Here is a 16,335-nt window from a genome sequence, read left to right on the forward strand (position 1 = left end):
CTGAGCAGATTCCTAATTCTATTTCCCCAATATTCCTACTAAAAACGGACTTTTTTGCCTGAGTAGCAAATAAAATATAGCAACCCCCAAAACGGTTAGGAAGTTCTTAATTACTGCAACCCTTGCGAAAAATTCCTTCTTCAGTCTTCCTGATGACCAATGACCAATGACCAATGACCAATGACCAATGACCAATGACCAATGACCAATGACCAATGACCAATGACCAATGACTAATGACTCTTGACTGATGACTTCTTCCTTCAACATCTGCTGCAAACATCTTTTGTAAAAACCGGAAAATAATCAATGAACAATCAGCAACCAGAGACGCCCTTACGAAACATTTTAGTAGTAGACGATACGCCAGAAAACCTGCGTTTGTTGTCTACGATGTTGACTCATCGGGGGTACGCGCCCCGCTGCGTGATTAACGGGCAAATGGCTCTGAGAGCTTGCAATTCTAATCCGCCAGATTTGATTTTGCTCGACATAATGATGCCGGAAATGAACGGCTACGAAGTCTGTCAGCACCTGAAATCCGAAGCAAAAACTCGCGAAATTCCGGTAATTTTTATCAGCGCTAAAGATGAAGTCTTCGACAAAGTAAACGCATTTGCTGTGGGAGCAGTTGACTACATTAGCAAGCCATTTCAGTTTGAAGAAGTGCTAGCCCGCATCGAAAGTCACCTCACCCTGCGGAATTTACAAAAGCAGCTAAAAGAACAAAATGTGCTGCTTCAAGAAGAAATCACCAGCCGCTTAGCCGTTGAAAAAACCCTTCACGAAAAAAACCAAATTCTGCAAGAAGAAATCAGCAACCGCCTCGCCGTTGAAAAAGCCCTGCAAGAGCAAAATTTGCTCCTCCAACAAGAGATATCGAACCGCCAGCGCGCCGAATCTGCTCTCTTAAAATCTAACCAAGAATTGGCGCGTTCAAATGCGGAACTAGAACAATTTGCTTATGTAGCTTCTCACGACTTGCAAGCGCCTTTAGCAACTATTGCTAGCTACGCTCAGCTTTTAGAAAAACGCTACAAAGACCAACTCGACGGCCAAGCTATTAAGTTTATCGGCAATATCGTTCAGGGCTGCAGGAGAATGCAAACTTTAATTGACGATTTGCTCGAATATTCGCGAGTTGGCAGGAGTCGAAAACCTTTTGAAATGACTGATTGCAATCACGCAATCGAGCAAGCAATTGCCAACCTGCAAGGGGCGATTCGCGACACTCAAGCAGTTGTTACCGTAAGCGAATTACCAGCGGTAATGGGGGATATTTCTCAGCTCGTACAGCTCTTTCAAAATTTACTCGGCAATGCGATTAAATATCGCCACGATGCACCGCCGGTGGTTCATATTACCGCTTGCAAACAAAAGGAAAACTGGTCATTTTCTGTCTCTGATAATGGAATTGGCATTGCTCCGCAGCATCAAGAACGCATCTTTCAAATTTTCCAGCGCTTGCACACTCAAAGAGAATATACTGGGACAGGTATTGGTTTAGCAATTTGTCAAAAGATTGTGGAACGTCACGGCGGATGTATTTGGGTGGAGTCGGAACCGGGTCAAGGTTCAACTTTTCACTTTACTCTCGCTTAATCGAGACATCGTGCAGGCACTTATCTAGAAGCTAGGGGAAGCTGAATTAAATCCTATATTTTAAGGCAGAAGCTAGAAGGTAGAAGTTAAATTATAGTGAGAATAAAAAATGTTTCGCGTTGACATCCGAGTAAGTTCGTGATAGAATTATAACTCTTAAACACAATTTTTGTAGCGCTCGCTCACACCGCAATCAGACCCCGCCCAAAAACGGATACCGTGCCACGTACAATCGTCGTGGAAAGCCCCAAAATTTAGACTCTTGTTCAAGCTCGCAGATTCACTGCGCTGCAAGTAAATCTAAAATCTAAAATCTAAAATCTAAAATCGACTGACCGCCGATGTATGTGTAGGTGCAATTCAATAACGGCCCCGGCAATATAAGATGAAATCCAAGTTAGCTTGACAAAACTTTTGATTAACAAATATTATGAATGCAGTTTTTAACTTAGCTGTACCTCCTACCTGCTTCAAGGTTCTGTTAGTAGAAGATCACCCTCAGGAAGCTGAGCTTATTGAAGATTTGCTGTCAGGAATTAGCGATCGGCAGCGTATATTGCTGACGAAAGTAGAGCGCCTCAGCGAAGCACAGCAGCGATTGAATCAAGAAACTTTTGACATAATTTTATTAGACCTTTCACTGCCAGACAGTCTGGGCATCGAGACGGTGGCTCGGATACAAGAGTACGGGGTAAATGTGCCGATCGTAGTTTTGACCGCCCAAAACGACGAAGAGCTTGCCCTGCGGTTGATTTCGGTGGGCGTACAGGATTATTTAGTCAAAACAAAAATCGACGGCGAACTGTTAATTCGATCGCTCCGTTACGCCATAGAACGCCAGAACAGTCAAGATGCTTTGCGAAAAAGCGAAGAAAAATATCGCTCGGTGGTCGAAAATTCCCTGATCGGAATTGCCATCGTCGCTCCAATTATTGACCCCGCAATTGGTGAAAATTGCCATTGGATAGAAGTTAACGATGCGCTGTGCAATTTGCTCGGCTACGAGCGCGACGAACTCCTGAAAAAGCATTCGCTGGAGTTGACTCATCCAGAGGATTTTGAGGCAAATTTTGAAAAATTGTCTCAGATGTTAGCAGGTACGATAGACGGTTACATCTCAGACAAAAGGTGGTTCAGAAAAGACGGCTCCATAGTTCACACGCGAGTTTCGCTGCGCTGCATCCGCGGCCGAGACGGGTCTATTGACCGGACGATCGAAGTAGTGTTGGACGTGAGCGATCGCTACCGCTACGAAGCCAAACTGAAAGCGTCAGAAGAATTTTTAAACCACACCATAAATGCTACGCCCGACCCAATTTTTGTCAAAGACGAGCAGCACCGCTGGATGATATTAAATGATGCTTTTTGTCAGTTGATCGGCAAATCGCGGCAAGAACTGCTCGGCAAATCAGATTATGACTTTTTCCCCAAATCGGAAGCTGATGTTTTTTGGAGAAAAGATGAAGAAGTATTGACTAGGGATATCTGCTTGGAAACTGAAGAAAACTTCACAGACACCGCAGGGAAAGAACACATCATTTCTACCAATAAAAGCGTCTTTAGAAGAGCAGACGGCAGTAAAGTAATAGTTGGCACAATTAGAGATGTTAGCGAATACAGACGGCAGCAAAGAGCCCTGGAACAAAGCGAAGCTCGCTTTCAAAAACTGGTAGCTAACCTGCCCGGAATAATTTATCAATTCCGAATGGCAGCAAGTGGAAAAATGTCTTTCCCCTACGTCTCTTCTGGCAGCACCAAACTGTACGAATTAGAGGCAGAAGCAATAGAGCAAAATGCCGAACAGTTTTTCAGTGGCATTCACGAAGACGATCGCTTAGATTTAGAAGCCGCGATCGCAATTTCAGCCGCTACTTTGCAACCTTGGCAGCATCAGTGGCGGCAGATTTTGCCATCGGGAAAAGTTAAGTGGCTGCAAGGAGCGGCGAGACCGGAAAGGCTCAATAATCAGAGCCAATCTGGCGGCGAAGGCGATATTCTATGGGACGGTTTAGCGATCGATATCACTGAGTTAAAGCAGGCACAAACAGAGCGCGATCGCTTTTTTACGATTTCCTTAGACTTGCTTTGCATTGTCGGTTTTGACGGCTATTTTAGACGATTAAACCCGGCTTGGTCTAATGCCCTGGGCTACAGCAGCGCCGAACTTTTTGCCAAGCCGATGCTCGAATTTGTTCATCCAGACGATCGAGAAGCCACCGCAGCCGAAGGGGCAAAACTCATAGCCGGTACGTCCAGTATCTCCTTTGAAAACCGCTATATGTGCAAAGATGGTTCTTACAAATGCCTGCTGTGGACGGCATCGCCATTTAGCGAAGAAGGTTTAATCTACTCAGTCGGTCACGACATTACATCTCGCAAACAAGCAGAGTCCCAACTCCAGCGACAAGCAGTAACAATGACCGCTGCTTATGACGGTATCGCCATTTTCAATGATAATAAAGAATGTATTTATTCAAACGACGCTTATCTCAAAATGTACGGCTTGGCTAGCACTAGCGAACTGTATGGGAAGAAATGGCAAATGCTCTACAGCAAAGCAGAAAATCTATTTTTTGAACTACAAATAATGCCGGTACTCCTGCAAAAAGGGTACTGCAATATAGAAGCGAGCGGTCAGCGCAGCGACGGTACTAAGTTCCCTCAAGAATTGTCGCTGACAATGCTTGCAGGCGGCGAGATAATTTCGATCGTCCGCGATATCACCAAAAGAAAACAAGTAGAATCAGCACTGCGAGCGAGCCAGCGCCGCTATCAAACTTTGGCAGAAGCGTCGCCAGTTTGCATATTCCATACCGACACCTTGGGAAATTGCCTTTATGTGAATAAACGGTGGAGCGAAATTACGGGATTAAACGCAGGATTAGCAGCAGAAATTGGCTGGATGAATGCCATACATCCCGATGATGTCGAGCGGGTAAAAAATGAATGGCGTCGAGCAATTATTGAGAAAATTCCTTTTAAATCAGAATACCGCTTTCAGCGTCCAGACGGTCGCGTAATTTGGGTGATCGGTCAGGCAATTGCAGAAATCGGAGACAAGCAGGAAATTAAAGGCTATATCGGCACTATTACTGATATTAGCGATCGCAAACAAGCAGAATTAGATTTGCTGCGAGTTACTCAAGCCGTGGAAAGCACCGGCGACGCGATCGGCATTGCTGACTTGACAGGGCGATCGATCTACCACAATCAAGCCTTTATTCAGCGGTACGGCTACACAGCAGAAGAACTGAACACAGCAGGCGGAGCAACGGCAATTTACCCGCAAACTCAAGTGCTGCTAGAAATGTTTAAAACGATCCGTAAAGGCAAATCTTGGCAAGGCGAACTCAAAATCAAAACTAAAAGCAACGAACTGGTAACAACTTTATTTCGCGCCGACTGCATTAAAGATGAAATTGGCAATTTAATCGGGCTAGTGGGAGTAATTACCGACATCACCGAACGCAAAAAAGCCGAGATAGTGCTGTTGCAGCAATTAAGGCGAGAACGGCTGGTAGTTGCCATGCTCGATCGCATTCGCTCCTCCCTCAATTTAGAAGAAATCCTCACCGCTGCTGTCGAACAAGTGCGGCAATTTTTGCAAACAGACCGCACAGTTATTTACCGCTTTAATCCCGACTGGAGCGGCGTTGTAGTTGTGGAATCCGTGGCACACAATCGAATTTCGCTGCGAGACTTTAACAATCTTGACGGCTGTTTTAGAGAGAAATTTGTTGAGATTTACCAGCAAGGCTGTATTCGAGCTATGGAAGATATTTACCGGGAAAATCTGACGGAATGCCACATTAAATTTCTCGAAGGAGTTGAAGTAAAAGCTAACTTAATATTGCCGATTTTAAAAGCACGAGAAAGCATTTCTATGGCCCCACCGACCGCAGAAAGTCAGCTCTGGGGACTGCTGATCGCCCAGGATTGCAGCGGCCCCCGTTCCTGGGATTCGTCAGAAATAGAATCCCTCCGGCAATTGTGCGTGCAATTGGCGATCGCGATCCAGCAATCGACGCTATTTGAACAAGCACAAACCGAAATTGCCGATCGAAAACTTGCAGAAGCAGCCCTGCAATTAGCTAAAGAAGCAGCAGAAACCGCCAACCGCGCCAAAAGCGAATTTCTCGCCAACATGAGCCACGAACTGCGCACGCCTTTAAACGGCGTTTTAGGTTACGCTCAAATCCTCAAAACCGACAAAAACTTAAGCTCAGATCACCAAGAAAGTCTCAGCAACATTGAACAGTGCGGTGAACACCTGCTGATGTTAATCGACGATGTTTTAGACCTTTCCAAAATCGAAGCTAGAAAAATGGAACTCTACCCGGAAGAGTTAAATTTTCTAAAATTCACGAAAAACATTGCCGACCTCTTTCAGATGCGCGCCTCTCAAAAAGGAATTTCTTTCAATTACGAACAAGTATCTCCCTTGCCTAGCTGCGTCCGTGTAGATCAAAAAAGATTGCGCCAAATTCTGATAAATTTACTCAGCAATGCCGTTAAATTTACCCAGAGCGGCGGAGTGACTTTCAAAGTCGGCTATGTCGGCACGGGGGCCTGGAGTCGAGGCCAAGGAGAAAATTACGAATTCTCGCTTTTGAGTTCGGAACTGAAAGAAAATTATATGCGCTTCGCCCACAATGCGATCGCAGCCAAACACCCTTTAAAAATCCGCTTTCAAATAGAGGATACCGGCACGGGAATAGACCGAAGCAAGTTAGAAGAAATATTTTTGCCCTTCCACCAAGTAGGAGGCAATACATTTGTTGAAGGTACGGGTCTGGGTCTCTCTATCAGCCAGAAATTAGCCAAACTGATGGACAGCGAAATTCGCGTCAACAGCACTTTTGGAAAAGGCAGCACTTTCTGGCTGGATTTAGAATTGCCGGCAGCCAAACGGTACTTGGAGGTGTCTCCATTGCGGGACAAACGCTGGCTGGTCGGTTTTGTCGGCAACAAGCGGAAAGTCCTAATTGTGGACGACAATCAACAAAATCGCGATTTGTTGTGGAGGCTGCTGGGGCGTTTGGGATTTGAAGTTGTAGAGGCTCAAAACTGTCAAGAATGCCTCTGCAAAGCAGTCGAATTTCAACCGGATGTGATTTTAATGGATTTGCCGATGCCTTTAATGGATGGCTTAGAAACTGCAAGGAGACTGCGGCAGTTGCCGGAATTAAAAGATGTCGTGTTAATCGCTATGTCAGCTAGCGTTTTCGAGTCGGCGCAGCAAGAGAGCCTCCTTGCAGGGTGGGATGATTTTCTTCCCAAGCCGATCGAAGCCAATCACTTTCTGGAACAGTTGCGAGTGCATTTGGGACTAGAATGGATTTACGAGGAATCTTCGGAAAGCACAAAGCGGACAACTCCCAGTTTGTCACCAGCATCTGATTTTCCTGCTTGTTCGGCTCTGTTACCTGCAGCTTCTGAGTCGGTAGCAAAAATTTTGAAACTCGCAGCTATGGGCGACATTGAAGAAATTTTTGAGGAGACTGCTAAGCTGGAAAGTTTGGAACCAAAATTAGTGCGGTTTGCCACGAAGCTGCGCCAACTTGCTAAGGGATTTCAGCTCAAACAAATTAGGAAGATTTTAAAGCAGTATATCGAGGGTAATTAATTGGTAATTGGTAATTGCTCCGGGAGAAGAGCGGGCGGTTTAAACCCCGCCTATACAATGTGAAGTCTATCAAACAACCAAATAAATCTCCAACAGTCACCCTTAATGCAACTGCTGTTAAAGGCCAGATATCTTTGGGGACAGCAGAGATTTTGAGCAGCGCCTGCTGTGGCTCCATCTGGCCGTGTTTTGTACTATTTCAAACAAGAATTTTCTGGTAAACTAAAGTGTAAAGTAACCTTTCATCCCGAGACTGAAGTCGCGGGGGTTTTCGGCTATTTTTTGACAATAGAGTTTTTGAGAGAGTTGGGATTGAAATTACTTTGCCTCAGTAACGGCCACGGAGAAGATGCGATCGCCCGGAGCATCTTGCAGGAACTGCAACAGCACCCGCACCCCCCAGAATTAGCCGTGTTTCCGCTAGTGGGCGAAGGGCAAGCTTTCGCCCAACTCGAAAACGCCCGCATCATCGGCCCGGTGCAGCGGATGCCTTCAGGCGGCTTTATTTACATGGACGGAAGGGAATTTTTGCGCGATGTCAAAGGCGGCCTGCTTCAGTTGACCCTAGCTCAGTTTAAAGCCATCCGCGCTTGGGTGCGATCGCAACAACAATCTGGGAATCAAGACGCGGTTATCTTAGCCTGCGGGGATATTGTACCGCTGCTGTTTGCTTGGCTGAGCGGCGCGCCCTATGCCTTTGTCGGTACAGCCAAGTCCGAGTATTATTTGCGGGACGAGAACGGGCCTCTGGCTCGCAAATCCGGCATTTTTGCTTGGATTTGGTCGCCGCGATCGGTTTATTTCCCTTGGGAGCGCTGGTTGATGACGAGAAAAGCCTGTCGCGCCGTGTTTGTCAGGGACGCCCTCACCGCCGAGACTTTACAAAAGCTGGGAATTCCCGCCTACAATCTCGGAAATCCGATGATGGACGGACTCGAACCGGAAAACCCAGCCGGTTTTTACGGCCCTGATGCAGAGTATCGGGAAATGGAGCGATCGCTCGTCATCACCTTACTGCCCGGTTCCCGAGCGCCGGAAGCGTATGCTAATTGGCTGCTAATAGTAGAGGCTGCCGCCGGAATTTTGTCGCTGTTTGCCGATCGCAAACTGTTATTTTTCGGAGCAATTTCTCCAGAATTAAACTTAGAAGCTTTGCGACCTAGTTTAGAATTTTTTGGCTGGCGCCCTGACGGCGAAACTAGAACGCAGCGGCGAGAAGGAAGTATTTTGCGACCTCCTGTTTCTAGCGATCGAGAAATTCGGAAAGAATCTCCTAATTTGCTATTGCCCTTGACATTTGTGCAGAGAAACGCCACGATGATTTTAACTCAGCAAAGTTTTAACGATTGTTTGTCCGAAGCCGATTTAGCGCTCGCAATGGCCGGAACAGCTACAGAACAATTTGTCGGTTTAGGAAAACCCGCGATCGCCATTCCCGGAAACGGCCCGCAATTTACTCGCGCTTTTGCCGAAGCTCAAAGTCGTCTCTTAGGCCCCTCATTAATTTTAGTCAAACATCCCGCCGAAGTTGCCGGCACCGTGCAGTCTTTGCTCCGCGATCCCGACAGGTTGCAGCTAATCGCTGAAAATGGCTGGCGCCGCATGGGACAAAGCGGTGCATCAGCCCGAATAGCCGAGTGTTTAATTCAGCGGTTCGGCGGTGAAGGCAGCCATTTTTAATTGCCTGCAATACACTAGGAATACAACACTATTGTCTCCCTACCGCATATCTTTAATTGTACTTTCTTTAAAAAAATATTGTTCGCTAATTACTAACTTCCGTCGTTCTCCGCATCGGAATGCGAGTCCTCTGATTTATGCGGACTTGCATTCCGAACGATCGACACCAATTTTCTGAGTGTTCTCCGCATCGGAATGCGAGTCCTCTGATTTATGCGGACTTGCATTCCGAACGATCGACACCAATTTTATCGTCGTTGTTCGAGTAGGCTACTACAAGAGCACACCTACCAATACTGCACTCGCAGACAATTTCAATTCGCCGTTTTTTCCGAAGATGGAACCCAGAAAGCAGAGGAAGGAATTTTAAAATCCGACTTAACCAAAACACCCGGTTCTCGCTGCTCCGGGAGCACATCTAAAGTATCCAATTCGGCGCAATATTTTAAATCTTCAATCACGCCCAAACCGAGGAGGCGCTGACCGTGACTGGCTTTTTCCAACAATTCGTGCAGCCGATCTTGCCAGTGCAAATAAAGAGCGATCGCCCCAAACACTTCATCGTTACCAGCAAAATCGATCGCAGGAATACCGCTTTCTGCTAAAAGGCTTTGGGCGATCGCACCAGCACACACCGTATCCTCCAGCGAATAACTTCCTTCCCAACCAGAACCCACAATCCAAATACTTTCCGGCTGTTTGCTTAACAGAAACTGCACCACAGATTTGCGGTTAATCAAAGCCGCCGTCAACACAGAAGCAGCAGCTTGCACTCGCTGCAAAGCCCGAGTACCGTTAGTTGTGCTGATAAAAATTCGCTTCCCACTCACCTTTTCTGGCGCGCAGTCCAGCGGCGAATTCCCCATGTCAAAACCGTCAACTTTGCCGCCGCCGCGCTCTCCAGCGCGAATCCGCTTGTCAGCAGGCCATTTTTCGCTCTCGGCCATCAGCTTATCTAAGTCGCTAAAAACTTGGACAGCTTCCGCCCCATTATTCAGGGCCGTCGCCATTGTCGTAGTCGCCCGCAGCACATCAACTGCGATCGCGCAAGCCGGCATTTTGTCGGCTGGCGTAAGTTCCGGGGTATGGTAAATAAAAAGCTTCACTTTTGGGGCTACCTGCGATAAATCATCATACGCAATAATAATAGAAAGTGACGCTCTCACCGCTAATATGTCAACCGCCATGACGGTCAGAATGTTCTTGATTGCTGAAACCCTTGATTTTATTGCTTCTGAATTCACGGCGCCAGACAACTAAAGCCTTCTTCCTTCTATCCTTTACATCCGTTACATCCGTTACACAATCCGTTGCCGAACTTCCTTCTGCATATGTCAAAACAGCTCAATTCAAATCCAGCCCGCGCGGCCATTAGTGCACCAATTGGACTCCTCGCAGGTTTCACCTATCCTTTTCGAGCTTTCACGCTGATTTGGCAAACTCCCAAGCTGTGGACTTATGTATTAGTTCCCGTCGCACTAAATTTTCTAATTGGTATCGGTCTTTATTTAAGCTTGCTATTTCCTAGTTTGGCAGGCATAGACGTTTTAGTTGCCGATTTGTCCGTCCGATTTAGTGCTGTAATTGCGAGTTTACCAGCTTGGCTGAGCTTTCTCGGCGCGTTGACAGTCGCTTTCGGTTGGCTGCTGCGCGTACTTTTAGTTTCAGGACTTTTACTGATAATCGGGTTTTTGTTAGTGCAGTTCGGCGTGATTTTAGGTTCGCCCTGGTACGGCAAACTTTCCGAACAATTGGAACTTCTGCGGAACGGTCAATTGCCCGCAGAAGCACCAATGAACTTGGCGAGTATTTTTCGGGATATTCAAAGGGCGATCGCCTTTGAACTGCGAAAACTACAAATTTTGTTGAGCGTCGGCTTACCGCTGCTGCTGCTGAATTTTCTCCCAGGCGCCGGCTCTATTCTTAGCAGTTTGGGCGGCGTAGCTTTAGGCGCGACTATTGTCTGTTTGGACTTTTTAGATGCACCTTTGGAGAGGCGGAGGCGGCCTTTTCGGGAGAAATTGGAGATAATTCGGGCGAGTTTGCCGGCCAGCGGGAGTTTTGGTTTGGTTTGTTTGGGTTTGGTGAGCATTCCGCTGTTGAATCTGTTGGCGATTCCGCTGTGCGTGACGGCGGGAACTTTGTTTTTTTGCGATCGCATTTGGCCGGCCCGGTTTGCCCCAGAAGAAACTCATAGCGATCCAGAAACTAACATTACAACTTAAAAACTAGCGAGATGCTTCTACTTTCTGCCGAAGGCCTTCTACCTGCCGCTGACTCTGGGAGTTAAAACTCAGAAACGGGCTTAAAAACAGCCAGCTAACGAAGAAAAAGGAAGCTGTAAAGAGCTGGACAATATCGATCGCCGATAAATATCCGTCAGATAATAGTGCAATACTTCTATCTGTCAGCCCGAAGATCCAAGAGAGAATCCCAAACAGCCAAATGCCTTTTTGGAGCATTGGCAAAAATGCTGAAACTTCCGAGTTTTGCTGCTTTTTCATTGATTTTGCCCTTGTTTGCGAAGAATCTGATTAACCGGGCACCCCAAGGGCTGAAGGATTTTTGGTGTTTCCTCGGATTCCCTTTGTTCTCTATATGTTAAGAAATGTTTCCCGATATTGCAAGCGGCCCCTGGAGGTATTTCCGCATCTATCTCAAGAGGTAGTCGCAGCGTGAAAAACAAGTAAAATTTGCTACACTTGGGCAGGAGGTGCGATCGACCTCTCACCACGAGTCCGCTCTTGGCATTACCGCCACTCCTTGATATAGTGATTCACAACTTGGCTAAAACAGTCCTGGACGCAGAAACTGGGTTTTATCGCGAAAATCTTACCAGAGAAGGCGAGGGATATCGGTTGAAAAACCAAGGTGATGAACCCCCCTGTGTGTCAGTCCTATCAAAGACTAAAATCAAAAAAATATGTTATTTAACAGTATTGAATTTTTAGTATTTTTTGCGATTGTTTTCGCCCTATATTATTTCCCTCCCTTGCAAAAACTGCAAGTTCCCATCCTCATAATTGCCAGCTTTATATTTTACAGTTGGAGCGCCCCCGCACTGCTGCTGATTCTGCTGCTATCAATTATTATCAACGCTACAGCCAGCTTTCAAGTTGCCCGAATTTCCGACAAGAAACAGCGATTTTTTTGGGCTTTATCGGGAGTAGTTCTCAATGTATTAATCTTGAGTTTGTTTAAATACGCCGGTTTGCTCGCTAACTTTGTTGCGGATGTTTTTAATATTGCTCGAACCGAAGGCAGCATTGCTTATTTATTCTTAAAATTACCTCTGCCTATCGGCATTTCTTTCTACACCTTTGAAGGCATAAGTTTAATAGTAGACGTACTGAGTCAAAAAGACAAAAGCGAAACAGAATCACACGCTTACGTCTCGCCCAACTTCAGCCAACACCTGCTCAACACTTCATTTTTTATTAGCTTTTTCCCCAATTTACTGTCAGGCCCGATTTTAAAATCAAAGACATTCTATCCCCAAATCGCTCCTAAATATTTAAAAGACATTTCTTTGAATTTCATTTTTAGAGCGCTCACAGTCGGCTACTTCCTAAAAATGGTCGTCGCCGATAACTTAAAAGACTATACCTTCTGGATCAGCTTTCCTTACTACCAAGGATTTGGAACTATTACCAACCTGACGCTGCTGTTCGGCTACTCAATCCAAATCTTCGCCGATTTTGCCGGTTACTCCTTAATTGCGATCGGTTTTGCAGCCGCTTTGGGCTACACAATTCCCGACAACTTCAACTTTCCCTACATCTCCCGTTCCCTCTCCGAATTCTGGAGAAGGTGGCACATTTCCCTATCAACTTGGCTCAGAGATTATCTATACTTTCCCCTCGGCGGAAACCGCAAAGGAAAAATCCGAACTTATGTTAACTTAATGACAGTAATGACCTTAGGCGGTTTGTGGCACGGTGCTGCTTGGAGTTATGCAGTTTGGGGAATTTATCACGGATTTGGTTTAGCAGTAGAACGCTTTTTTGGGTTCGACAAATCCAAAAACAAATCGCCCGAACCAAATCCACCACAAACCAAACCAATCTGGCAGCAATTATTATTTGACAGCCTTAGCGTTTTAGGAATTTTCTCTTTTGTTTCCTTGGGATGGCTGCTTTTCAAACTGCCGCGATTTGAAGAAGCGGTTGACTTCGCAGTTACTTTAGTTCGCAACTATAAAATCAAGCCCGGTTGGACTCACATTATTCCGACGCTAATTTTTTCCATACCAGTAGTAATTTATCACATTCCTCATTTTCCCACTTGGCAAAATGTGATGAAACATGATTCACTTAAAAACTTTCAAAAATTCTGGAGCATTTATCAAGATGTAGCTTTAGGAATTATGCTAGCAATGATATTCCTAAACAGTGGCAGCTCGAAACAATTTATTTATTTCCAATTCTAGAAGGTGTTCAATGTTTATAAAATTCCAGTTGCGATCTATTATGCGCCCGGTACTAATTTTTCTATTTCTAATGAGTTTTTATCAAGTGCTCGTCAGCGGCCGAGTTTTGCCAGCTTCTGACGGAGTTAGCCTGATTCAAAATAACATTGTCAAAGCTCAAAGGTATGTATATCAGGATGATTCCGATCTGAAAATCGTAATGGTGGGTAGTTCCCTAGCTGCCAACCTTCATGTTACAGACATTGGAAAGGGCGTAAAGAGCATAGCTTTGGGGGGAGGATCGAGCCAGACGGGTTTAGAAATAGTGAAAAGAAGTAACAGCAACCCTCCGATGGTTTTGGTAGAAATTAACGATACTATTACACGCACAATAGATAGGGATTTAGTTGATTCTTTGTACAATCCTATTTTTTATTGGATGCGGAAGTATTTGCCAATACTGAGAGAAGAATATCGTCCGATTAGTGTTTTTATTCATTGTTTTAAAAATGGATCGCAGCACCATCAAAAATTGACGCGAGAGGCTCTTGATAGCTTAGAAGCTCGCAATCTTACTCCTGAATTATCGCAAAAAGCTATCCAAACGACAGTTGATATTCAAAGCAAACCTTTGTCTAAAAAAGAGGCAGAAGATATCACAAAAGAAGCTGGTTTAATTAAAAGTCAACTCGCTGAAATCAACAAAAATAGCGGGACCAAAGTAGTTTTATTTGACATACCGCAAGAGTCGCGAGTTGACGCTGCAATCAGGAGAAAACAAGTCCGAGAATTGACGAAAAAGCTGTTTCCGTCCGATCGCTTTGAGTGGCTGCCACCCCCGAAAGAGCGAGAGTGGCGCACCAATGACGGCATCCACTTGATCCGCAGCGATGCTAGAGATTTTGCCGAGTTTTTGAGGCATAAATTGCTGGGCTAGTAGGGGCGGCCATGGGTAGGCTGTTGTGCATCTAGGCAGAGGGGGAGACGGGGAGACGGGGAGACGGGGAGACGGGGAGACGGGGAGACGGGGAGACGGGGAGTTTTGATATGGCATTTAAATAGACAATTTAAATGCACAACAGCTTAGGGGCACTATTGGCACCGCCCCTACAAAGGAAAGCTTGTCATTTATTTTGAAGTATGTCATACTACAAATGTCCGTGATGTCTGGGTAAAAAACATCGTGAGGTTTGTAGTGACGACGGAAGTCCTCAAAGCCCTAAAAGCCAGACGACAAACAATTTGACATCGCTATTAACCAGACTTGACTTGAGTTCAGCATCAATAATATAGAACAATGGCACGATTAAATCAGATTATCGCGATCGAGAAAGGCATCAAAAGCCGCTCCGTCCAAGAACTAGCAGAAGCTCAAAAAGCTCTCCAGAAACCCGCTGTGCTTTCTGGAATCTCCCGCACTTACCGCCCCAAAGACGAAGAAGGCGAACAACTGCCGCCCGAGTCCAAAAAAGTCGAAGTTAAAGCCGAAGAGATTATCCGCAAAACAACTGAAGTTTTGACCAAACTCTTCGACGTAACCGCAACCAAAGATTGGACAAATTGCAGCGCCCGCGCCGACGTAACCGTAGACGGAAACGTGCTGTTGAGCCAAGTGCCAGTCAGCTATTTGCTATTCATTGAAAAGCAATTAGCAGATTTGCAAGCATTCATCAAAAAACTTCCAGTCTTAGATGCTTCCGAGACTTGGAACTTCGATGCTTCCGCCGACTGCTGGGCAACAGAACCCGTGCAAACTCTCAAGACTTTTAAAACTCCCCGCAATCACGTTAAAGCTGAAGCTACCGAACACCACCCGGCTCAAGTCGATGTTTATTACGAAGATATTACGATCGGCTACTGGCGGACTGTCAAATTTTCTGGAGCTTTGCCGGCGCGGCGGATCAATGAGTTGCTGCAAAGGGTAGAAATCTTGCAGCAAGCTGTGATGTTTGCCCGGGAAGAAGCTAACAATTCTGAAGTTGAGGAACAGAGAGTGGGAGAGCGAATTTTTCAATTTATTTTCCGCTAATTGCTTGCTTTTTTGATAGTTATGGTTTAAGATATAAACAGAGTACAAGCTCAATCTAAAACTTCAACTTAAACCGTACAAATGTGACAGTACAGGTTCGACTCCTGTCCCTTCTATCACACACAGGACTTAGCCAAAAACCGGGTTTTTTCCCGAAAATACTGGCTCGAAGCCTTTAATATCGGTGAAAAACCCGGTTTCTTCGATCTTCCTGCATAAGTTCTCAAACACAGAGGGGTAGCCCAATTGGTAGAGGCAGCGTTGCGTACAAATTCAATAGCAAGTTATTACTCTAAACTCAGCATTCACCGCCGATCGCTAAAACGAATGTCAGGAACAACTACGTCATCGAGGTTGCTGGCTCATATCCAGTCCCCTCTACCAAACGCAGGGGGGTAGCTCAATCGGTAGAGCGCGATGTTATCAATCTTAGATCCTTGACTTAAATGTGATAGCGTGCGCAAATGGGCGGTAAATAGAAACCCAGTAGTAAGGTCAGAACGGCTGGGTTTTATGTACAACCATGCTCTATTGTTTTCACGGCTTCATTCACGCTATGCACATACCTCGATTTTCGGATATTTGCTAGAAAGTTGATAGAAATCTGAAACCCTTACAGAACCTTGAAAAACCAATGTACACCAAAGCACAAACCCTCCCTGAGACGATTGCTGTTCAGTCCGATAAAGGTACTCTCCGGTTGCAGTTCAGCACCAAGTACAACCCAGTATTCGGTGGGAAGCGAAAGCATCAAGGCTTGGGGATGAAAGACACCCCGGAGAACTGGCAAAAGGCGATCGCAATTGCTTACCGGATAGAAGGTGATTTACAGCACCCCGACTGGCAGCAGTTGTTTGATCCAACCTTTGCCAAGTACGGTTTAAAGACCAAGTACGCTGCTGAATTGAAGTTAGCAGCGCCTATCCCTGAACCTGAGCCTGAGATGACCGTAGGTGAGATGTGGGAGGATTACTTGGAATGGAAGCGTCC

Annotated in this window: 10 protein-coding genes and 1 pseudogene; 8 read left to right on the forward strand and 3 right to left on the reverse strand. The window is 45.8% G+C overall.

Annotated elements, in window-relative coordinates; translation table 11 throughout:
* Positions 1–18: 18 nt before the first annotated feature.
* On the reverse strand, positions 19–270 hold the full coding sequence (locus QUB63_RS22855; RefSeq protein WP_332947614.1) for a hypothetical protein: 252 nt from the start codon (positions 268–270) through the stop codon (positions 19–21).
* Positions 271–309: 39 nt separating this feature from the next.
* Between QUB63_RS22855 and QUB63_RS22860 the strand changes: the two genes are divergently transcribed.
* From QUB63_RS22860 to QUB63_RS22870, 3 genes are all read left to right on the forward strand, one after another.
* Positions 310–1,602, forward strand: a complete 1,293-nt coding sequence (locus QUB63_RS22860) for an ATP-binding protein (protein WP_332947615.1) — start codon at positions 310–312, stop codon at positions 1,600–1,602.
* A gap of 430 nt (positions 1,603–2,032) precedes the next feature.
* Positions 2,033–7,228: a PAS domain S-box protein gene (locus QUB63_RS22865; protein ID WP_332947616.1), complete on the forward strand. Its 5,196-nt coding sequence runs from the start codon at positions 2,033–2,035 to the stop codon at positions 7,226–7,228.
* Positions 7,229–7,540: 312 nt separating this feature from the next.
* Entirely contained in the window at positions 7,541–8,908 is a 1,368-nt protein-coding gene (locus tag QUB63_RS22870) for a lipid-A-disaccharide synthase-related protein (protein ID WP_332947625.1), read from the forward strand.
* 314 nt (positions 8,909–9,222) lie between these two features.
* Here QUB63_RS22870 and QUB63_RS22875 read toward each other — a convergent pair whose 3' ends face one another.
* On the reverse strand, positions 9,223–10,014 hold the full coding sequence (locus QUB63_RS22875) for a 2-phosphosulfolactate phosphatase family protein (protein ID WP_332947617.1): 792 nt from the start codon (positions 10,012–10,014) through the stop codon (positions 9,223–9,225).
* Positions 10,015–10,239: 225 nt separating this feature from the next.
* Between QUB63_RS22875 and QUB63_RS22880 the strand changes: the two genes are divergently transcribed.
* Positions 10,240–11,133, forward strand: a complete 894-nt coding sequence (locus tag QUB63_RS22880) for an EI24 domain-containing protein (protein ID WP_332947618.1) — start codon at positions 10,240–10,242, stop codon at positions 11,131–11,133.
* Positions 11,134–11,136: 3 nt separating this feature from the next.
* Here QUB63_RS22880 and QUB63_RS22885 read toward each other — a convergent pair whose 3' ends face one another.
* Positions 11,137–11,412 carry a hypothetical protein gene (locus QUB63_RS22885; RefSeq protein WP_332947619.1) on the reverse strand — a complete coding sequence of 92 codons (276 nt, stop codon included), beginning with the start codon at positions 11,410–11,412 and terminating at the stop codon, positions 11,137–11,139.
* 419 nt (positions 11,413–11,831) lie between these two features.
* Between QUB63_RS22885 and QUB63_RS22890 the strand changes: the two genes are divergently transcribed.
* The 4 genes and pseudogenes from QUB63_RS22890 to QUB63_RS22905 form a co-directional block, all read left to right on the forward strand.
* A complete protein-coding gene (locus tag QUB63_RS22890) occupies positions 11,832–13,337 on the forward strand; it encodes an MBOAT family O-acyltransferase (RefSeq protein WP_332947620.1) in 1,506 nt (501 codons plus the stop codon).
* Between the two features lie 10 nt (positions 13,338–13,347).
* Positions 13,348–14,253 carry a hypothetical protein gene (locus QUB63_RS22895; protein ID WP_332947621.1) on the forward strand — a complete coding sequence of 302 codons (906 nt, stop codon included), beginning with the start codon at positions 13,348–13,350 and terminating at the stop codon, positions 14,251–14,253.
* A 360-nt stretch (positions 14,254–14,613) separates the two neighbouring features.
* Positions 14,614–15,345 carry a DUF7873 family protein gene (locus QUB63_RS22900; protein WP_190732936.1) on the forward strand — a complete coding sequence of 244 codons (732 nt, stop codon included), beginning with the start codon at positions 14,614–14,616 and terminating at the stop codon, positions 15,343–15,345.
* 634 nt (positions 15,346–15,979) lie between these two features.
* A pseudogene (locus tag QUB63_RS22905) lies at positions 15,980–16,335 on the forward strand (hypothetical protein); the annotation flags it as partial.

Source organism: Microcoleus sp. ARI1-B5 (assembly GCF_036705795.1).
GTDB lineage: Bacteria > Cyanobacteriota > Cyanobacteriia > Cyanobacteriales > Microcoleaceae > Microcoleus.